Genomic DNA, 19,582 nt, shown 5'->3' with positions numbered 1-19,582 from the left:
CGGCGTCGTGACGGCTTGCGTCGTACGGCGGACTCAGTGACGGCGGCGGCGTAGGGCGCGCGGGCGGCGGAGGAACAGGCCGAGCAGCAGGACGGGCGGGCCGGCGTACGCCCAGACCGGGATCCGGAGGGCCAGCGACGTGACCGCCTGGCCGGGGCCGAGCGCGGCGCGGGTCGGCGGTTCGCCGGCCGTGCGGACGGTCGGCTTGTCGTCGGTGCCGTTCTTGCCCTGGGTCTGCGTCTTCGGCGGCGCGGCGGCCGGCTTGACCAGCGTGCCGACCGGCTTCAGCTTGCCGTAGTTGTCGAACGTCCAGGTCAGCAGGTTGCTCGCGTCCTGGGTGATGCCGTGTGGCGCGTTCATCATCGTCACCACGAGCGTGTGCCCGTTGCGCCGGGCGGCGCCGACGAACGTGTTCCGGGCGAGCGTCGTGTACCCGGTCTTCACGCCCAGCGCGCCGTCGTAGCCGAACAGCAGCTTGTTCTGGTTCGCGACCTGGTAGGTGCCCTTGTTCCCGGCGTTCGGGAAGTTCGTGTACTTCGTGGACGCGTACATCGCGAAGTCCTGCCGGGCGAGGCCCGCCTGTGCGAACAGGGCCAGGTCGTACGCGCTGGAGTACTGCCCGTCGGCGTCCAGCCCGGTCGGGTCCGTGACGGTCGTGTCGAGCGCGCCGAGGTCCTTCGCCTTGTCGTTCATCCGCTGGATCGTCGCCGGGATGCCGCCCTCGTCGTGCGAGCAGAGCGCATGTACGGCGTCGTTCCCGGAGGCCAGGAACATGCCGCGGAAGAGCAGGTCGACGGTGTAGTGCAGGCCCGGGTACACCCCGACCTTGCTGCCGATGATGCCGGCGTCGGCCGTCGTACCGATGACCGGATCGGTCTTCTTCAGCCGCGGCAGCAGGACCAGCGCGGTCAGCGTCTTGAGCGTGCTCGCCGGGCGCAGCTTGGCGTGCGGGGCCTTCGCGGCCAGCACCTGACCGGTGTCCAGATCGGCCACCACGTACGCCGACGCCTGCACCGCCGGCGGCGCCGCCCCGTCGGCGACCACCGTCGGCTTCGCGGTCAGCAACTCACCGCCGACCGGGCCTTGCGGGCCCTGGTCGGCGGCAGTCGCTGTCAGAGGTCCGGCGACCACCAACGCGGTGGTAGCGCAGGCCGTCAGAAGCAAACGCATCGGCCGCACTCTAGTTGCCGAACGGTCCAGATGTCACAGTAGGGTCTCATCCCCGGTAGGCAGTCCACATGTTGCTCATCCGACTTGACTGGCCGGGCGTGAACTGGTTGTAGCAGGAGTCGTACGAGTAGTCCATGTAGTTGTGGATCGGGTCCAGCCCCGGCAGCGAGCAGGAGTCCCGCCCGGTCGGGCACCCGCTGGACGAGCTGCTCTGCGCGGGCGTGTCGGCCACCGAGTCGTTCGTACTCGTGCAGCCGCCCTGGAACGTGTGGTAGAGCCCGAACCAGTGCCCCGCCTCGTGCGACGCGGTCTTGCCCTCGTTGTAGTTCGTCGCCGAACCACCGGGCAGCGAGCTGTACTGCACCCGGATCCCGTCGATCTTCGGGCTCTTCGCGTAGTCCCACGGGAACGTCGCGATGCCAAGGTACGAGAAGTCGACGAGCCAGATGTTCAGCGCGTTCTTCCCGCCCTGCCGCGTCTGCGACCGGTACTGCGTGGACTGCCTGTCGTTGTGCCACTGGTCGTTCTTGATCCGCTCGGTCCCGGCCAGGTAGAAGCTGAACCCGGTGTTCGCGGCCTGCGACGACTCCTGCCCGGCGTAGTCCTGGTTCAGTTCGGTGATCTGCTGCGCGATCTGGTTGTCGGTGACGTCACCGGCCCCCGACGTACTCAGCATCACGTGCACGTACACCGGCACACTCGCCGCGGCGAGCCGCTTGGCGTCGTGCCCCTTGCTCTTCAGGATCTGCGCCGTACGGGCGTCGATCGCCTGCTGCTCCTGGACCGACAACTCCCGGGTGTCGGGCCCGAAGCCACCACGCGCAGCGGCCCCTTCCGCCGGCGTGAAACACGCCGGATTCCCGAGCTGACCAGCCGGCAACTGAGCCGTCGCCTGACCTCCGAACGGACTGAACGCCAACGCCGTACCGGCCATCACCACGGCCAGGACACGGGGACGGGTAAGGAAAGATCGCATAGCGGTCCTCCAAGTTTCGGGCCGCCTGGGCGGTGCGGCCGAGTCCGCAGATTTTCCCCACCCACCGGCCCCCCAGCCAACCCATCCCCTGACCCCCCAGTGCCACGGCACCACCACGCCGCATTGACAGTTGCCCGCGAGCCTGAGTCAATGGACTGGAAACAGACCAATAGGCTCTGGGAGTGGTCGTGTTGGGTGTGGAGGAGTTGCGGCGGCTGGTTGAGGCCGGGGTGGTTGACACGGTGCTGGTGGCGATCACGGACATGCAGGGGCGGTTGCAGGGGAAGCGGTGTGGGGCTCGGTACTTCCTGGAGGAGGTGCTGAAGCACGGGACCGAGGGGTGTAACTACCTGCTGGCGGTCGACGTGGACATGAACACCGTCGACGGGTACGCGATGTCCTCCTGGGAGCGTGGGTACGGCGACATGGTGATGGCGCCCGACCTGGACACGTTGCGGCTGGTGCCGTGGCTGGAGGGGACCGCGCTGGTGCTGTGCGACGTGCAGTGGCTGGACGGTACGCCGGTGGTCGCGTCGCCGCGGCAGGTGCTGCGCAGGCAGCTCGACCGGCTCGCCGAGAAAGGCTTGAAGGCGTACGTCGGGACCGAGCTCGAGTTCATCGTCTTCGACGACACCTACGAGACCGCCTGGAACAAGCGGTACCGCGACCTGGTCCCGGCGAACCAGTACAACGTCGACTACTCGCTCGTCGGCACCTCCCGGATCGAGCCGTTGCTGCGCGACATCCGCAACGGGATGGAGGGCGCCGGCATGTACGTCGAGTCCGCGAAGGGCGAGTGCAACCTCGGCCAGCACGAGATCGCGTTCCGGTACGACGAGGCGCTGGCGACCTGCGACAACCACTCGATCTACAAGACCGGCGCGAAGGAGATCGCGGCGAAGCACGGCAAGAGCCTCACGTTCATGGCGAAGTACGACGAACGTGAGGGCAACTCGTGCCACATCCACCTGAGCTTCCGCGCCGAGGACGGGGATCCGGTGCTGGCCGGGGACCGTGATCATGGGTTCTCCCAACTGATGGAGTACTTCATCGCCGGGCAGCTCGCCTGCTTGTCCGAGTTCACCTACCTGTTGGCGCCGAACATCAACTCCTACAAGCGGTTCGCGAAGGGCAGCTTCGCGCCGACGGCGGTCGCCTGGGGTCTCGACAACCGCACGTGTTCGCTGCGCGTGGTCGGTCACGGCGACTCGCTGCGGGTCGAGAACCGCCTGCCCGGTGGCGACGTGAACCCGTACCTCGCGGTCGCCGCGATCATCGCCTCCGGCCTGCACGGTATCGAGCAGGAGCTGGAACTCGAGCCGCTGCTGCAGGGCAACGCCTACGAGTCCGACAAGGAGCACGTCCCGTCCACGCTGCGTGAGGCGTCGGCGTTGTTCACCGGCTCGAAGCTCGCCCGTACGGCGTTCGGCGACGAGATGGTCGACCACTACAGCAATGCGGCCCGCGTGGAGCTCGACGCGTACGACGCGGCCGTCACCGACTGGGAGCGTGTCCGTGGTTTCGAGCGCCTCTGAGCGGCCGCGGATCGGCATCACGACGTACCTCGAACCGGCCACCTGGGGCATCTGGCACCGCGAGGCAGCCCTTGTCCCGCGCGTCTACCTCGATGCGGTCGCCGCAGCCGGCGGCACACCCGTTCTGCTGCCCCCGGTCGGCACCGATCCATCAGTACTGGGCCTACTGGACGGTCTCGTCATCGCGGGTGGATGCGACGTCGACCCGGCGCAGTACGGCGCGCAGCCGCATCCCGAGACCGTTGATACCAGGCCGGGGCGAGACCTCCACGAAACAGTCCTGATCCGAGAAGCCTTGGACCGTGATGTTCCATTGCTGGCGGTGTGCCGGGGGCTGCAGATGTTGAACGTGGCGCTCGGGGGGACGTTGCAGCAGCATCTGCCGGAGGTTGTCGCGCATGACGGGCACCGGCCCGCGCCGGCGATGTTCGGGCGGGTCGACGTGAAGATCGAGCCCGGCACGTTGACCGCACGGATCCTCGGCGACCGGGCGACCGGCAGCTGCTACCACCATCAGGCCCTCGACGTGGTCGCGCCTGCCCTCAAGGTCACCGCCCGGGCGGACGACGGCACGGTCGAGGCCGCCGAGGTGGCAGGCAAACCCTTCGCGCTCGGAGTGCAGTGGCACCCGGAGGAAACCCCCGAGGACCTGCGGCTCTTCACCGCTTTGATCAGGAGCACCACATGATGCACGACGTACTCAATCCGGCCACCGAGAAGGTGGTGCGGACGATCGAGCTGGCCGATGTGGCGGGCGCGGACGCGGCGATCGAGCGGGCCCGGAAGGCGTTCGATTCCTGGCGGAACGTGGCGCCGGCGGATCGCGGGCGGCTGCTCCGGCGGTTCGCCGACGCGGTCGACGCGGACCTGGAGAACCTCGCCGCACTGGAGGTGGCGAACGCCGGGCACACGATCGGCAACGCGCGCTGGGAGGCCGGCAACGTCCGCGACGTACTCACGTACTACTCGGCCGCCCCGGAACGCCTTCTCGGGCAGCAGATCCCGGTGTCCGGCGGGATCGACGTGACGTTCCAGGAACCGCTCGGCGTGGTCGGCGTGATCGTCCCGTGGAACTTCCCGATGCCGATCGCCGGCTGGGGTTTCGCCCCCGCCTTGGCGGCCGGCAACACCGTCGTCCTCAAGCCCGCCGAACTCACCCCGCTGACCGCGATCCGCCTGGGCGAACTGGCCCTCCACGCCGGACTACCCGAGGGCGTCCTCGAAGTCGTCCCCGGTCCCGGGAAGACGGTCGGACAGCGTTTCGTCACACATCCGGCCGTCCGCAAGATCGTCTTCACCGGCTCCACCACAGTCGGCAAGCAGATCATGGCCGGCTGCGCCGATCAGGTGAAGCGGGTCACGCTCGAGCTCGGCGGGAAGTCCGCGAACGTCGTGTTCGCCGACGCGGACCTGGAGAAGGCGGCGGCGCAGGCGCCGTACGGCGTGTTCGACAACGCCGGCCAGGACTGCTGCGCGCGGTCCCGGATCCTGGTGGAGCGATCGGCGTACGACCGGTTCATGGAACTGCTCGAGCCCGCCGTCAAGAACTTCAAGGTTGGTGATCCCAACGACCCGGCGACCGAGATGGGGCCGTTGATCTCGAAGGCCCAACTGGAGCGGGTTGCTTCGTATGCCCAGAACCCTGCATTTCAAGGCAGTGCGCCCACAGGTGCGGGGTTCTGGTTCCCGCCGATCGTGTTGGCTCCGCCGGATGAGCGGGCGGCACGCGAGGAGATCTTCGGGCCGGTGGTCGCGGTGATTCCGTTCGAGGACGAGGCGGACGCGCTGCGGATCGCCAACGACAGCGAGTACGGGCTTTCCGGGTCGATCTGGACCCGCGACGTCGGCCGGGCGATCCGGGTCGGCCGCGGGATCGAGGCGGGCAACCTCTCGATCAACTCGAACTCGTCGGTCCGGTACTCGACGCCGTTCGGCGGCTACAAGCAGTCCGGCCTCGGCCGGGAACTCGGCCCGGACGCGCTCGCCGCGTTCACCGAGACCAAGAACATCTTCATCAGCACGGAGGACTGAATGGACGTCAAGGCGCATCGGCTCGAAGGCCGCGTCGCGGTGGTGACCGGCGGAGCGAGCGGGATCGGCCTGGCCACGGTACGGCGGCTCGCCGCGGAGGGTGCCCACGTCGTGATCGGCGACCTCGACCCGGACGCGGGGAAGACCGCGGCCGATGAGGTCGGCGGGCTGTTCATCGCCACCGACGTCACCGACGCCGCGGCGGTGGAGAACCTCTTCAAGCAGGCCTTCGACACCTACGGCAGCGTGGACATCGCGTTCAACAACGCGGGGATCTCGCCGCCCGACGACGCGTCGATCCTGGACACCGGCCTGGACGCGTGGCGGAAGGTCCAGGAGGTCAACCTGACCTCGGTGTACCTGTGCTGCAAGGCCGCGATCCCGTACATGCAGCGCCAGGGTAAGGGCTCGATCATCAACACCGCGTCGTTCGTCGCGATCATGGGCGCGGCGACGTCGCAGATCTCGTACTCCGCGTCCAAGGGCGGCGTACTGGCGATGAGCCGGGAGCTCGGCGTGGAGTTCGCGCGGCAGGGGATCCGGGTGAACGCGCTCTGCCCGGGCCCGGTGAACACGCCGCTGCTGACCGAGCTGTTCGCGAAGGACCCCGAACGGGCCCAGCGCCGCCTGGTGCACGTCCCGATGGGTCGCTTCGGCGAACCGGACGAGATCGCCGCCGCGGTCGCCTTCCTGGCCAGCGACGACTCGTCGTTCATCACCGCCAACACGTTCCTGGTCGACGGGGGAATCTCGGGCGCCTACGTGACCCCGCTCTAGTCTGGGCACATGGTCGTTCAGGCAGATGACGCGGTGTTCCGGCCGGTACGGGCCGGGAACCCGTTCGAGGAGACGGTCGAGCGGTTGCTGCAGGCAATCAAGCTCGGCGTCGTCGTGCCCGGCGACCGGCTGCCGCCGGAGCGCGAGTTGGCGGCCCGGCTGAACGTCAGCCGGGTCACGCTCCGGGAGGCGATCCACGCGCTCACCGAGGCCGGGTACGTCGAGTCGAGGAGAGGCCGGTACGGCGGCACGTTCGTCAACGAGCAGTTGCCGAAACCCCGTCGTACGCCGGCCAAACGCCTCGCCCGCGACCTCAGCGACGGGCTCGAGGACGCGCTCACCCTGCGCCTGGTGCTGGAAACCGGCGCCGCCGAAGCCGCCGCGTCCCGCACCCTCAACGACGCCGAACGCGACCACCTGCAACGCTGCCTGGACGAGACCGAGGCCGCGAGCCTCACCGACTACCGCCGCCTCGACTCCCGCCTGCACCTGGCGATCGCCGAGGTCACCGGCTCGCCGTCGCTGACGTCTGCCACCGCCGACGTACGAATGCGTTTCAACGAGCTACTGGACGCGATTCCCCTGCTCGAGCGGAACATCGAGCACTCCAACCAGCAGCACAGGGCGATCGTCGACGCAGTTCTGGCCGGAGACCCGGAAGCCGCCCGGCTCGCCATGCAGGAACACCTGCAAGGTACGGCTGTCCTGCTGCACGGCTTTCTCGACTGACTCCTTGACATGCGCGCGGCGGGCTGGCGCAATGAGCTAAAGGTCTGGGGGGAGACCATTGAGGCGCTGTGTCTAGGAGGCCCGCAGTGAGTGACGAACGTACCGGCTCCGCCCCGATGACCGACGACGAGAAACGCCTGCACCAGTTGGGCTACGCCCAGGAACTGTCCCGGACGATGTCCGGGTTCTCGAACTTCGCGGTGTCCTTCACGATCATCTCGATCCTGTCCGGCTGCCTGACCCTGTACGGGTTCGGGATGAACACCGGCGGCCCGACGATGATCGTCTGGGGCTGGCCGGTCGTCGGCCTGATGACGTTGTTCGTCGGCCTCGCGATGGCCGAGGTCTGCTCCAGCTACCCGACCGCCGGCGGCCTGTACTACTGGGCCGCGAAGCTGGCGCCGAGCAACGGTGCCGCCTGGTCGTGGTTCACCGGGTGGTTCAACTTCCTCGGCCAGGTCGCGGTGACGGCCGGCATCGACTTCGGCGCGGCGTTCTTCCTGAACGCGTTCCTCGACCTGCAATGGGGATTCACCGCGTCACCGGGCCACACGATCCTGCTGTTCGGGATCATCCTGGTGGTGCACGGACTGCTGAACTCGTTCGGCGTGAAGCTGGTCGCGAGGCTCAACGACATCAGCGTCTGGTGGCACATCGTCGGCGTGCTCGCGATCGTCGTCGTGCTGATCGTCGTACCGGACAAGCACCAGTCCGCGTCGTTCGTGTTCGGGCACTTCGTGAACAACACCGGCTGGGGCTCGACCTTCTACGTCGCGCTGCTCGGCCTGCTGCTGGCGCAGTACACCTTCACCGGGTACGACGCGTCCGCGCACATGACCGAGGAGACGCAGAACGCCGCGATCTCCGGGCCGCGCGGGATCGTGATGTCGATCCTGGTCTCGCTGGCGGCCGGGTGGGTGCTGCTGATCGGGCTAACGTTCGCGATCCAGAGCTACGACGGCGCGCTGAAGAGCTCCACCGGCGTACCGCCCGCGCAGATCTTCATCGACGCGGCCGGCGTGGTCACTGGGAAGATCCTGCTGCTGGTGGTGATCGGCGCGCAGTTGTTCTGTGGGATGTCGTCGGTGACCGCGAACTCGCGGATGATCTACGCGTTCTCCCGGGACGGCGCGCTGCCCGGGTCGTCGCTCTGGCACAAGATCAACCACCGCACCCGGACGCCCACCAACGCGATCTGGCTGGCGGCCGGCGGCGCGTTCGTCCTCGGGCTGCCGTACCTGTGGAACGCGACGGCGTACGCCGCGGTGACGTCGATCGCGGTGATCGGCCTCTACATCGCGTACGTCCTGCCCACGCTGCTCCGGCTGCTGCAGGGCGACCGCTTCCAGCCCGGACCGTGGAACCTCGGGCGCTGGAGCCGGCCGATCGGGATCGTCGCGATCGTCTGGGTCGTGTTCATCACGATCCTGTTCATGCTGCCGCAGGTCAGCCCGGTCACTGGTAGCACCTTCAACTACACGCCGATCGCGGTGCTGGTCGTGCTCGGGTTCGCGGCGGCGTACTGGTTCCTGTCCGCCCGCCGCTGGTTCACCGGGCCGAAGGTTCAGGGCAGCGAGGCCGAACTGGCCGCGATCGAACGCGATCTGGAATCCATCTGAAACACGTCCTCGACGTGCCGGGGCCCAAGCGTGCCCCGGCACGATCGTGCCGTGTCGTTCTGCCTGCGGGCTGTGATAATCCTCGAAGGTAATCCTTCAAGGAGTTCGATTGACAGACGACGAGCTGGTCGGACGTGCCGCACTGGTCGAGCGTGCTACCAAGCAGCTCGAGACCAGCGGCAGTGTGCTGCTCTACGGCCCGACCGGTATCGGAAAGTCTGCGCTCGGCCGCGCGCTGGTCGCGGACCTCGCCCGCAAGGGCTGCCGCCTGCTCAGCGCGGCGCCGTCCAACGCCGAGGCGGGTCTGCCGTACGTCACGCTCCTGGACCTGCTCTCCGGCCAGCTCGAGTTCGCCTGGCAGGTGCTGCCCGACCACCTCCGCCAGCCGCTCGAGGTCGCGCTGCTGAAGGCCAGCGCGCCGGACACGGTGCGTGACGAGCTGGCCGTACGACTCGCCGTACTGCACGTCCTCCGCCGCCTCGCCACGACTGGGCCTGTGCTGATCGTCGTGGACGACATCCAGTGGGTCGACCCGTCCAGCCTCGAAGTGCTCACGTTCTGTGCTCGCCGGCTGTCCGACGGCGTCCACGTGCTGGCGACCGAGCAGGTGGCCGACGGCGACCTCCCGGTGATGGCGGACGCGTGCCCCGAGCCGGTCCTGCAGCTCGAGGTCCCGCCGCTGACCGAGCCCGACGTACTCGGCCTGCTCCGGCAGCGGCTGTCCAGCCCGCTCCCGGTCCGTACGGCGCGCCGCATCTTCGCCGCGAGCGCCGGCAACCCGTTCATGGCGCTGGAGCTCGGTCGCGCCGTACTGCGGCATCCGAGGAGCGTCTCGCCCAACGACCCGCTCCCGGTGTCGAACCGCCTGAAGACCCTGCTCAGCGAGCGCCTCGCCGACATGTCCACCGGCACGCACGAGCTGCTCCTGCACGCCGCGTCGTCGCCGCGCCCGACCACGACCCAGCTCGCCCGGTCGCTGGACCGCCCGATCGACGCGGACCTGGCCGCGGCCGAGACGCTCGGCCTGATCGACATCACCGCGGAACGGCTCCGCTTCACACACCCGCTGCTGCGCGAGTTCGTGTACGCCGAGGCGACGTCGGCGGACCGTCGTGGCGCGCACGCCAAGCTCGCCGCCGTCGTCGACGAGCCGGTCGAGAACGCCACCCACCGCGCGCTCGCCACCCAGGAGGCCGACGTACAGCTGGCCGCCGCGATCGAGGAGGCCGCCACGGTCGCCGCCGGCCGGGGCGCGCCCGGCGCCGCCGCGAACCTGTGGCGGCTGAGCGCGGAACGTACGCCGGTCACCGAACCGGACGAGCGCGCCCGCAGGCTGACCCGGGCCGCCGACGACGCGGTCGCCGCCGGCCACCCGGCGGAGTCGGCCGACATGGCGCGGCTCGCCGTACAGGTCGCGACCACGCCGGAGACCAAGGTTCCGGCGCTGCTGCTCTGCGCCGACGCGGTCTGGCCGGACCGGGAGCGCCGGGTGGAGCTGCTCGCCGAGGCGTTCGAGGCCGCCGTCGGGAACAAGGCGCTCGAGGCGCGGGTCCGGATCGAGCGCGCGAACAGCCACTACTTCGACCGCAGCCTCGACGAGGCGCAGGAGGACGCGAGGATCGCCGAGCAGCTGGCCCGGGAGGCCGGTGACACCGAGGCCGTCGTCGACGCGTTGAGCGCGGCCAGCTCGGTGCTGGTGGTCCGCGACGCCGGCGAGTCCGCGGACGCGCTGCTGCAGCAGGCCGCCGAGCTCGCGAAGGGCCTGCCGCTGACCCGGACCACCGTGAACGCCCGCCAGATGGCCGCGATGCAGGAGCTGTTCCGGGGCCGGACCGCCGAGGCGATCACCGCGATCAACGCGCTCGCCGACGAGGTCCGCGACCACGGCGCGATGCGCTGGCTGGCGTCCGTACTGATCTCCGCGACGGCGATCTACGAGCGCAGCGGCCGCGGCGCCGACGCGCTCGCCGCCGGGCACGAGTGCCACCAGCTGATGCAGGACATCGGCGACGAGTCCGAGGTCGGCCTGGTGATCGCGAGCCGCGCCGAGTGGGCCGGCGGTACCGCGACGATGGCGCGGCAGCTCGCGGAGGCCGCGCTCGAGGCCGTCCGGCTGGTCGGGAACGACGAGTGGACCGGCCCGGCGCTGGCCGCGATCGGGCTGACCGGCGTACTGGCCGGCGACCCGCAGCGGGCCGTCGAGGCGTTCGACGCGATCGCCGAGTCCGGCGACACCGCGATGCCGTTCGACCCGGCGATCATCCCGTGGCACGCCGACTACGCCGAGGCGCTGGTCGCGGCCGGCCGGCTGGACGACGCGGCCGCGCTGATCGCCGAGATCCGGTCGCGGGCGGAGAACCTGGACCGCGTGGTGGTGAAGCTCGGCCTCGACCGCGCCGAGGCGCTGCTGGTCGCCAAGCAGGGCGACCCGGCCGCGGCCCTGGAACTGCTGGAGAAGTCCCTCGGTACGGCGGGGGACCGGGTCTACCGGCTCGACCTGGCGCGCGGCGAGCTGACCCGCGGCCGGATCGCCCGCCAGGCCCGCCGCCGTTCGGTCGCCCGGACCGCGTTCCTGGACGCGATCGAGCAGTTCGAGGCGTACGGCGCACCCGGCTGGCGGGAGGTCGCGGAGACCGAGCTGGCGCGGCTCGACGTACCGAGCCGGAGCCGGCAGCCGTCGGAGCTGACCGACAACGAGCAGCAGATCGTCTCGATGGTCCGCGACGGCTCCACGAACCGGGAGATCGCGGCGGCGCTGTACCTGTCGGTGAAGGCGGTGGAGTCCCAGCTGACCCGCCTGTACCGGCGCTTCGGGGTGGCGAACCGGACCCAGCTGCTCCGGACGGTGGACCGGCCTGGTCACAATGGCTAGGTGAAGCTCGAACGCAAGCACGCCGTTGTCCTGCTCGGTATCGCCGCCTGGAACGTGATCACGTATGCGCGTTTCATCAAGGCGCTGATGGACACCGAGAACCGCCCGACCGGGTACTACGTGGCGCACACGATCCTGATCATCGTGAACTTTCTGATCGCGGCGCTGCTCGGTATCTGGGGTGTCCGCGCGTACAAGGAAGCTAAGAGGCCGCAAAACGCGTCGGTGTGACGCCGAGCACCCGCTTGAAGTGCCGGTTGAGGTGCGACTGGTCGTAAAACCCGGCCAGCGTCGCCACCTCACCCGCCGGACGCCCGTCCAGCAGGTACCGCCGGGCGAGGTCGACCCGCCGCCCGGTCAGGTACCGGTGCGGCGGCATCCCGTACTCCCGGCTGAACGCCCGCACGAGGTGCACCGGATGCGCATGGATGATGCGCGCCGCCTCCTCCAGGCTGATCCCCTCGGCAACTCGTTCGTCCAGCAGCTCCCGTAGCTGACCCGCAACTCCGGACGGGGGTTGCAGCGGCGCTCCGACCTGGCGGGCGAGGTGCTGCTGGAGCCGCTCCTCGATGAAGAGCACCCGGCTCTGCGCCTCCAGGTCCTCCCGCCCGTCCTGCAGCACCTGGTGCAACTGGTGGATCCGGTGCCGCAGCAGCGGATCGACGTACTCCGGCTGATCGACCGCCGCCCCGATCAGCCGCGCGTCCAGCCGGTCCGGCGCAAGGTACAGCACCCGCTTCCGGAACCCTTCGGGCCGCACCGACCGCCCGTCGTGCGGCACGTGCGGTGGCAACAGCGACACCTGCGCCTGCGCCAGCCCGTGCTCGTGCCGATCCAGGTCGTACCGTACGGCGCCCTCGTCGACGATCAGCACCGTCCAGGCGTCGTGCGTGTGACTCGGGTACGCGTGCGTCGGGAAATGCGCATGCAGCACCTCGACGACCCCGGGCACCCCGGGCCGCCACGCCCGCACCTCGGCGCCACCGCTCATAACTGAGAACATACGCTCTGGGTGTGAAGGTCTACGTGAGTGCGGACATGGAAGGCGTCACCGGAGTCGTCGACGCGGAGGACGTCCAGCCGCCCGGCCGCGACTACGAGCGCTCCCGGGTGCTGATGACCGAGGACGTGAACGCCGCCGTCCGCGGCGCGTACGCCACCGGCGCCACCGAAGTACTGGTCAACGACGCCCACGGCCCGATGCGCAACCTGCTCCCCGACCTCCTCGACCCACGCGCCCTACTGATCAAGGGCCGCCCGAAGCCGATGGGCATGATGGAAGGCCTGACCTCCGACCACGACGCCGCCATCTGCGTCGGCTTCCACGCCCGCGCCGGCGTCCTCGGTGTACTCAGCCACAGCTTCATGGGCCACGAAATCGAAGACATCTGGCTCGACGACCACCTCACCGGCGAGATCGGCCTCCTCCACGCCGCCGCCGCAGCCCACGGCGTACCGCTCGCCGTCCTCACCGGCGACGACACCGCCTGCGCCGAAATGAAGTCCTGGGACCCCACGGTTGCCACCGTCCCGGTGAAGTACGCCAAAGACCGCTTCGCCGCCCAACTCCTCCCCCTCACCGAAGCCCGCGACGCCATCGAGTCCACCACCACCGAATCCCTCCGCACGCTCACCAAACCCGACCCGCACCCAGGCCCGCGCACCCTCACCGTCCGCTGGCAGTCCGCCTCCGTCGCCTCCCACCTCACCGCCATCCCCGGCGTCACCCGCCACGACGACCGCACCGTGACCCTCGAAGCCGACATGCTCCAGCTCTACCGACTGTTCAACCTGTTCCTCCGCGTCTGCAGCGCGGTCACCTCCAACCCTCCATACTGCTAAAAACGTACAAGACCCACGTTGGGCTGGACCGGCAATCTTTTGGTTGTGGAAAAGTTTGATACGAAGATTGCTGTGGTGTTGCGGGACGATCTGGCTGTTTGGCAGCGGTTGAACGTGACTGCGTTTCTGGTGAGTGGGATTGCCGGGACGCATCCTGAGGTCGTTGGTGAGCCCTACGAGGATGCGGACGGGACGGAGTATCTGCCGATGTTCCGGCAGCCGGTGATGGTGTTCGAGGGGTCGAAGGAGTTCATGGCGACGGCGCATGAGCGGGCACTCGGGCGGGGGATCAAGCACTCGGTGTTCACGCAGGACCTGTTCGCCACCGGCAACGACCACGACAACCGGGCCGCTGTGCAGGCCGTCCGCACCGCGGAGCTCGACCTGGTGGGGATTGCGTTCTACGGGCCCAAGAACGCCGTCGACAAGATCCTCAAGGGCGCCGCCAAGCATCACTGAGAGCGGACTAACGAGGAGCGAACTTCGTCCAGGTGGTGCCGTTGTCCGTGCTCAGGACGACCCCTGTGGTCCGGCGCTTCGGTACCTCAGGGCCGTACAGCAGGTGCTGGTCGCCCGACAGGTCGGCCAGGTCCCCCGGGTATCCGCCGTTCAGCTTCGCCGCGCCCTCGCTGATCCGGTACACCCGCGGCCGTGCGCCGGCCGGACCGCCGATCATCATCGCCGTACCGTCGTCGAACGCGACCGGGGAGGCGCTCAGGCTCGGCGGCGGGTTCTGCACGGTGGTCCAGTGCTCGCCGCGGTCCGTGGAGATCGCCATCTTCGCGACCTGCTGCCCGTTGTCGGTGACGACGACCGTGGTGCTGACAAGCGTGTGCCCGTCGGGGCTGACCGCGAGCCGGCCGAGCTGGTTGTGGGTGTCGAGCGACTGCGCGCCCCAGGTCTTGCCGCCGTCGTCGGTCCAGACGATGTCGGTACGGGCGATGCCGCTGAGCATCCAGCACCGCCCGGTGCCGTCGCAGATCGGCGAGCGGGTACCGCGGCCCTGGAGGATCCGGACCGTCGACTCCTGTGGGTTCACGACCACGATCCGGCCCGGGACGATCTGGTCGGACAGCACTTCGCCCGGGGAGAACGTCGTGGTCGGCACCTGGTACCGGAGCTTGGTGAGTTGCGGGCCGTCGTACGTCAGCCGGAACATCATCGAGGCGCTGCCGTCCAGGGTGCCCTCGACCGGCGGCGCGACCGCGAGCGCCTCGGTCCCGGTCTGCAGGGTCACGTACGGCACCGACCACGTGGGCGCGGTGGCGCGGACGCCGTCGCGGTCGACCACGGCGGCGTACTTGCAGCCCGGGCCGGTGGTGCAGTCCGACCAGCCGGCGGCCCAGCGGTTCTGGGTGGCCATCGTCATCGACAGCACCTGGGCGCGGACGGAGGTCACCACCGCGGTGCCGGGCGGCCCGGCGACCGCGGGCACGACCGTGGACGGCTTGTCGGCGACGGCTTCGGGCGTGGACAGGTGCAGGACGGCGACGACGATCGACGTCACCGCGGCGAGCACCCCGACGACCAGGAACGGCGGCATGCTCCGGGGCAGGCCGCAGCGCTCCAACAGCTCCACCGAGCGACGGTAGAAACGGTCGGACAGCTCACGCAGGCGCGGCTCCACTGTCACCCCCCAAGGCAGAGATCTCCCCCGCAAGGCAGGGTCAGGTCGGCGGGAGAATCTTACCGTGAGCGGAGCGCAAGCTCAGACCCGGCGGAAAATGAGCGCTCGCTTCACTTCCTGGATCGCCTTCGTGACCTCGATGCCGCGTGGGCAGGCCTCGGTGCAGTTGAAGGTGGTCCGGCAGCGCCAGACGCCTTCCTTGTCGTTCAGGATCTCCAGCCGCTGCTCGGTGCCCTCGTCGCGGCTGTCGAAGATGAACCGGTGCGCGCCGACGATCGCCTGCGGGCCGAAGTACTGCCCGTCGGACCAGAACACCGGGCAGGACGTCGTACACGCCGCGCACAGGATGCACTTGGTGGTGTCGTCGAAGCGGTCCCGGTCGGCCTGCGACTGGATCCGCTCCCGGGTCGGTTCGTGACCGTCGGTGATCAGGAACGGCATCACCGAGCGGTACGCCTCGAAGAACGGGTCCATGTCGACGACCAGGTCCTTGAGTACCGCGAGCCCCTTGATCGGCTCGACGGTGATCTCCTTGTCCGGGTTCAGGTCCTTGATCAGGGTCTTGCAGGCGAGCCGGTTCCGGCCGTTGATCCGCATCGCGTCCGAGCCGCAGACACCGTGCGCGCAGGACCGGCGGAACGTCAGCGTGCCGTCCTGCTCCCACTTGATCTTGTGCAGCGCGTCCAGCACCCGGTCGGTCGGCTCGAGCGTGACCGAGTACGTCTTCCACTCCGCCTCGTCGACTACCTCGGGGTTGTACCGCAGGATCTTGACCTTGACGTCCATCAGTACTTGCGCTCCATCGGCTTGTAGCGGGTCTGGACGACCGGTTTGTAGTCGAGCCGGATGCTGACGGTGCCGTCGGCGCCGACCTCGCGGTACGCCATCGTGTGCCGCATGAAGTTCACGTCGTCGCGCTTGTCGTAGTCCTCGCGGAAGTGCCCGCCACGGGACTCCTTGCGGGCCAGCGCGCCGACGACCAGGACCTCGGCCAGGTCGATCAGGAAGCCCAGCTCGACCGCCTCGAGCAGGTCGGTGTTGAACCGCTTGCCCTTGTCCTGGACGGCCACGTTCGCGAACCGCAGCTTGAGCGCCTCGATGTCGGTCAGCGCCTGCTTGAGTGAGCCCTCGGTCCGGTAGACCTGCGCGTTCAGGTCCATCGTGGCCTGCAGGTCGGACCGGATCGCGGCGATCCGCTCCTCGCCGGTGGAGTTCCGCAGACCCTCGACCAGGTCGACGACATAGGCCGACGGGTCCTCGGGCAGTTCCTCGAAGGACGCGGTCTCGGCGTACTCCGCGGCCGCGATCCCGGCGCGCCGCCCGAACACGTTGATGTCCAGCAGCGAGTTGGTACCCAGCCGGTTCGCACCGTGGACGGAGACGCACGCGACCTCGCCCGCGGCGTACAGCCCCGGGATCACCTCGTCGTTGTTGGCCAGCGCCTCGCCCTTGATGTTGGTCGGGATGCCGCCCATCGCGTAGTGCGCGGTCGGGAACACCGGGATCTGCTCGGTGTACGGCTCCACGCCCAGGTAGGTCCGCGCGAACTCGGTGATGTCCGGCAGCTTCGCGTCGATGTGCGCCGGCTCCAGGTGCGTCAGGTCGAGCATCACGTACGCGCCGTCCGGCCCGCAGCCGCGGCCCTCGCGGACCTCGTTCGCCATCGCGCGGGCGACCATGTCCCGCGGCGCCAGGTCCTTCACGGTCGGCGCGTACCGCTCCATGAAGCGCTCGTTGTCCTTGTTCCGCAGGATGCCGCCCTCACCACGGGCCGCCTCCGACAGCAGTACGCCGAGACCCGCCAGGCCGGTCGGGTGGAACTGGAAGAACTCCATGTCCTCCAGCGGCAGGCCCTTGCGCCACACGATGCCCATGCCGTCGCCGGTGAGCGTGTGCGCGTTGGACGTCGTACGGAAGACCTTTCCGAACCCGCCGGACGCGAAGATCACGGACTTCGCGGAGAACACGTGCAGCTCGCCTGTGGCCAGCTCGTACGAGACCACGCCGCTCGCCTTGCCGTCGGTCATCAGCAGGTCGAGAACGTAGTACTCGTTGAAGAACTCGACGTTCTGCTTGATGCACTGCTGGTAGAGCGTCTGCAGGATCATGTGACCGGTACGGTCGGCCGCGAAGCAGGAGCGCCGTACGACGGCCTCGCCGTGGTTGCGGGTGTGGCCGCCGAAGAACCGCTGGTCGATCTTGCCCTCGGCCGTCCGGTTGAACGGCAGCCCCATCTTCTCCAGGTCGAGGACCGCGTCCACGGCCTCCTTGCACATCACCTCGGCGGCGTCCTGGTCGACGAGGAAGTCACCACCCTTGACGGTGTCGAAGGTGTGCCACTCCCAGTTGTCCTCCTCGACGTTCGCCAGCGCGGCGCACATGCCGCCCTGGGCCGCGCCGGTGTGGGAGCGGGTCGGGTAGAGCTTGGTGAGTACGGCGGTCCGGGTGCGCTTGCTGGACTCGAGGGCCGCGCGCATACCGGCGCCGCCCGCGCCGACGATGATTACGTCGTACTGATGGACCTGCATGACGTCCTTACTATTTGCAGACCGACAACGTGGAGTTGGGGTCGAGGCAGGGGTCGAAGGTGAAGATCACCAGGGTGCCGAGGACCACGACCACGATCGCGGCCGTGATCAGCAGGGCCTTCAGCCAGAACCGGGTCTGGTCCTTCTCGGCGTAGTCGTTGACGATCGTGCGCAGGCCGTTCGTGCCGTGCAGCATGGCCAGCCACAGCATCAGCAGGTCCCAGACCTGCCACAGCGGGTTGGCCCACTTGCCGGCCACGAAGCCGAAGTCCAGCGCGGTGATCCCGCCGCCGAGCATCAGGTTCACGAACAGGTGCCCGAGCACCAGGATCACCAGGGCGAGCCCGGACAGCCGCATGAACAGCCAGCTGTACAGCTCGAAGTTGGAGCGGCTCCGTCGGCTGCCGGTCCGCGGTGCGGCGATGCCAGAGGTGGATTGAGTCATCTCAGCCTCCGAACACGTGGCTCAGGTGCCGGATGACGAACGGCACGAACAGGACGACCCACAGCACCAGCACACCAATCATCAGCTGCCGCTGGTAGCGCGGGCCCTTGGCCCAGAAGTCCACCAGGATCAGCCGGATGCCGTTGAACGCGTGGAACAGGATCGCCGCCACCAGCCCGACCTCGAGCAGGCCGATGACCGGGTTCTTGTAGGTGCCGATCACCTCGTTGTAGGCGTGTGGCGAGACCCGGACGAGCGCGGTGTCCAGCACGTGCACCAGCAGGAAGAAGAAGATCCCGACACCGGTGATCCGGTGCGCGACCCATGACCACATGCCCTCCCGGCCGCGGTAGAGCGTGCCGGCTGGTTTGCTGGGCAAACCCGTCCTCCGATCGGACCCGAGAACCTGGCGAAATCCAGGTCGGTTCGATGCTAATCCCGCCGTAAGGGCCGAAAGGTCTTTACAGGTGTGAGATCCGTCGCGTCGATGGCCCATCCGGATGGCCCGCGAGTGGCCCTCGACTCCGGGCTTGACTTCAACTTCACTTGAGTTCGTTGACTTTCTGCCATGACTCAAGAGGGGAACGACACGGTGAGTTTCTGGATCTGTGCGACCTGTGCGGTCGAGCATTCCGAGCAGGTCGAGGTGTGCGCGATCTGCGCCGACGAGCGGCAGTGGGTGCCCGCGGACGGGCAGCACTGGACCACGCTCGACGAACTGGCCGGTACCGAGGTGACGATCGACGAGGTCGAGCCCGGCCTGTACGGCATCCGTTCGAAGCCGCCGGTCGGGATCGGGCAGCAGTCGATGCTGTTGACAACGACCGCCGGAAACCTGCTCTGGGACCCGATCGGCTACGTCGACGACGACGCCGTACGCCGGGTCCGCGAGCTCGGCGAGGTGGTCGCGATCATCGCCAGCCACCCGCACATGTACGGCGTCCAGGTCGAGTGGAGCCACCGCCTCGGGAACGTCCCCGTGTACGTCGCGGAGGCCGACAAGGAATGGGTCGCCCGCCAGGACGCGGTGATCCGGACCTGGTCCGGCCAACTCACCCCGCTACCCGGCGTGACCGTCTTGCAACCCGGCGGCCACTTCCCCGGCAGCGCGGTCGTGCACTGGGCGAACGGTGCCGACGGCAAGGGAGTGATCCTGTCCGGCGACACGATCTTCGCGAACCCGGACCGCACCTCGGTCAGCTTCATGCGCAGCTACCCGAACCGCATCCCGCTCTCCGGCGCCGTCGTCGACCGGGTGTCCCGCTCCCTGGACCCCTTCGACTACGACCGCCTCTACAACAACTTCGGCGCCTCCATCCCCACCAACGCCAAGGCAGTAGTCCGCCGCTCCGCCGACCGCCACGCGGCTTGGGTCAGGGGCGACTACGACCACCTGACATGAGACGGGTACCGAACGACAGGAGGTGTTCG

19 protein-coding genes are annotated in these 19,582 nt (G+C 68.8%); 11 read left to right on the top strand and 8 right to left on the bottom strand.

What is annotated here, in order from left to right; translation table 11 throughout:
- Positions 1-33: 33 nt before the first annotated feature.
- Both ACFV9C_RS09950 and ACFV9C_RS09945 read right to left on the bottom strand, forming a co-directional pair.
- Complete coding sequence (locus ACFV9C_RS09950; protein ID WP_380192246.1) at positions 34-1,170, bottom strand: D-alanyl-D-alanine carboxypeptidase family protein; 1,137 nt, start codon at positions 1,168-1,170, stop codon at positions 34-36.
- Positions 1,171-1,216: 46 nt separating this feature from the next.
- On the bottom strand, positions 1,217-2,146 hold the full coding sequence (locus ACFV9C_RS09945; protein ID WP_380192244.1) for a zinc metalloprotease: 930 nt from the start codon (positions 2,144-2,146) through the stop codon (positions 1,217-1,219).
- Positions 2,147-2,328: 182 nt separating this feature from the next.
- Here ACFV9C_RS09945 and ACFV9C_RS09940 point away from each other — a divergent pair, with 182 nt between their 5' ends.
- The 8 genes from ACFV9C_RS09940 (at position 2,329) to ACFV9C_RS09905 (ending at position 11,940) form a co-directional block, all read left to right on the top strand.
- Positions 2,329-3,681 (top strand): glutamine synthetase family protein, encoded by a 1,353-nt coding sequence (locus ACFV9C_RS09940; protein WP_380192242.1) that lies wholly within the window; start codon positions 2,329-2,331, stop codon positions 3,679-3,681.
- Positions 3,662-4,369: a gamma-glutamyl-gamma-aminobutyrate hydrolase family protein gene (locus ACFV9C_RS09935; RefSeq protein WP_380192241.1), complete on the top strand. Its 708-nt coding sequence runs from the start codon at positions 3,662-3,664 to the stop codon at positions 4,367-4,369. The genes ACFV9C_RS09940 and ACFV9C_RS09935 overlap by 20 nt, the downstream gene beginning before the upstream one ends.
- On the top strand, positions 4,366-5,712 hold the full coding sequence (locus ACFV9C_RS09930) for an aldehyde dehydrogenase family protein (protein ID WP_380192240.1): 1,347 nt from the start codon (positions 4,366-4,368) through the stop codon (positions 5,710-5,712). The genes ACFV9C_RS09935 and ACFV9C_RS09930 overlap by 4 nt, the downstream gene beginning before the upstream one ends.
- Positions 5,713-6,489: a 3-oxoacyl-ACP reductase gene (locus ACFV9C_RS09925; RefSeq protein WP_380192239.1), complete on the top strand. Its 777-nt coding sequence runs from the start codon at positions 5,713-5,715 to the stop codon at positions 6,487-6,489.
- Between the two features lie 9 nt (positions 6,490-6,498).
- Entirely contained in the window at positions 6,499-7,218 is a 720-nt protein-coding gene (locus ACFV9C_RS09920; RefSeq protein ID WP_380192237.1) for a FadR/GntR family transcriptional regulator, read from the top strand.
- A gap of 86 nt (positions 7,219-7,304) precedes the next feature.
- Positions 7,305-8,837: an amino acid permease gene (locus ACFV9C_RS09915; RefSeq protein WP_380192236.1), complete on the top strand. Its 1,533-nt coding sequence runs from the start codon at positions 7,305-7,307 to the stop codon at positions 8,835-8,837.
- A 109-nt stretch (positions 8,838-8,946) separates the two neighbouring features.
- Positions 8,947-11,709, top strand: a complete 2,763-nt coding sequence (locus ACFV9C_RS09910; RefSeq protein WP_380192234.1) for an AAA family ATPase — start codon at positions 8,947-8,949, stop codon at positions 11,707-11,709.
- Positions 11,710-11,940: an SCO4848 family membrane protein gene (locus ACFV9C_RS09905; protein WP_380192233.1), complete on the top strand. Its 231-nt coding sequence runs from the start codon at positions 11,710-11,712 to the stop codon at positions 11,938-11,940.
- Here the strand turns inward: ACFV9C_RS09905 and ACFV9C_RS09900 are convergent.
- Positions 11,912-12,700 carry a helix-turn-helix domain-containing protein gene (locus tag ACFV9C_RS09900; RefSeq protein WP_380192231.1) on the bottom strand — a complete coding sequence of 263 codons (789 nt, stop codon included), beginning with the start codon at positions 12,698-12,700 and terminating at the stop codon, positions 11,912-11,914. The two genes, ACFV9C_RS09905 and ACFV9C_RS09900, sit on opposite strands and share 29 nt — an antisense overlap.
- 23 nt (positions 12,701-12,723) lie before the next feature.
- Between ACFV9C_RS09900 and ACFV9C_RS09895 the strand changes: the two genes are divergently transcribed.
- The gene (locus ACFV9C_RS09895) at positions 12,724-13,551 is read left to right on the top strand and encodes a M55 family metallopeptidase (protein WP_380192229.1); all 828 of its coding nucleotides are present in this window, start codon (positions 12,724-12,726) and stop codon (positions 13,549-13,551) included.
- An 18-nt stretch (positions 13,552-13,569) separates the two neighbouring features.
- Entirely contained in the window at positions 13,570-14,010 is a 441-nt protein-coding gene (locus ACFV9C_RS09890; RefSeq protein ID WP_380192227.1) for a DUF2000 family protein, read from the top strand.
- Between the two features lie 7 nt (positions 14,011-14,017).
- Here ACFV9C_RS09890 and ACFV9C_RS09885 read toward each other — a convergent pair whose 3' ends face one another.
- The 5 genes from ACFV9C_RS09885 to sdhC form a co-directional block, all read right to left on the bottom strand.
- A complete protein-coding gene (locus ACFV9C_RS09885; protein ID WP_380192226.1) occupies positions 14,018-15,130 on the bottom strand; it encodes a WD40/YVTN/BNR-like repeat-containing protein in 1,113 nt (370 codons plus the stop codon).
- A gap of 129 nt (positions 15,131-15,259) precedes the next feature.
- A complete protein-coding gene (locus ACFV9C_RS09880; protein ID WP_380192224.1) occupies positions 15,260-15,964 on the bottom strand; it encodes a succinate dehydrogenase iron-sulfur subunit in 705 nt (234 codons plus the stop codon).
- On the bottom strand, positions 15,964-17,706 hold the full coding sequence (gene sdhA, locus ACFV9C_RS09875) for a succinate dehydrogenase flavoprotein subunit (RefSeq protein WP_380192222.1): 1,743 nt from the start codon (positions 17,704-17,706) through the stop codon (positions 15,964-15,966). Before sdhA ends, ACFV9C_RS09880 begins: the two co-directional genes overlap by 1 nt.
- A 10-nt stretch (positions 17,707-17,716) precedes the next feature.
- Entirely contained in the window at positions 17,717-18,151 is a 435-nt protein-coding gene (locus ACFV9C_RS09870; protein WP_380192220.1) for a succinate dehydrogenase hydrophobic membrane anchor subunit, read from the bottom strand.
- A gap of 1 nt (position 18,152) precedes the next feature.
- On the bottom strand, positions 18,153-18,530 hold the full coding sequence (gene sdhC / locus ACFV9C_RS09865) for a succinate dehydrogenase, cytochrome b556 subunit (protein ID WP_380192218.1): 378 nt from the start codon (positions 18,528-18,530) through the stop codon (positions 18,153-18,155).
- 189 nt (positions 18,531-18,719) lie between these two features.
- Here sdhC and ACFV9C_RS09860 point away from each other — a divergent pair, with 189 nt between their 5' ends.
- A complete protein-coding gene (locus ACFV9C_RS09860) occupies positions 18,720-19,553 on the top strand; it encodes an MBL fold metallo-hydrolase (RefSeq protein WP_380192216.1) in 834 nt (277 codons plus the stop codon).
- Positions 19,554-19,582: the final 29 nt, after the last annotated feature.

This window comes from Kribbella sp. NPDC059898 (genome assembly GCF_042730855.1).
Classification (GTDB): Bacteria; Actinomycetota; Actinomycetes; order Propionibacteriales; family Kribbellaceae; genus Kribbella.
This window is presented reverse-complemented; position numbering and strand designations above follow the sequence as displayed.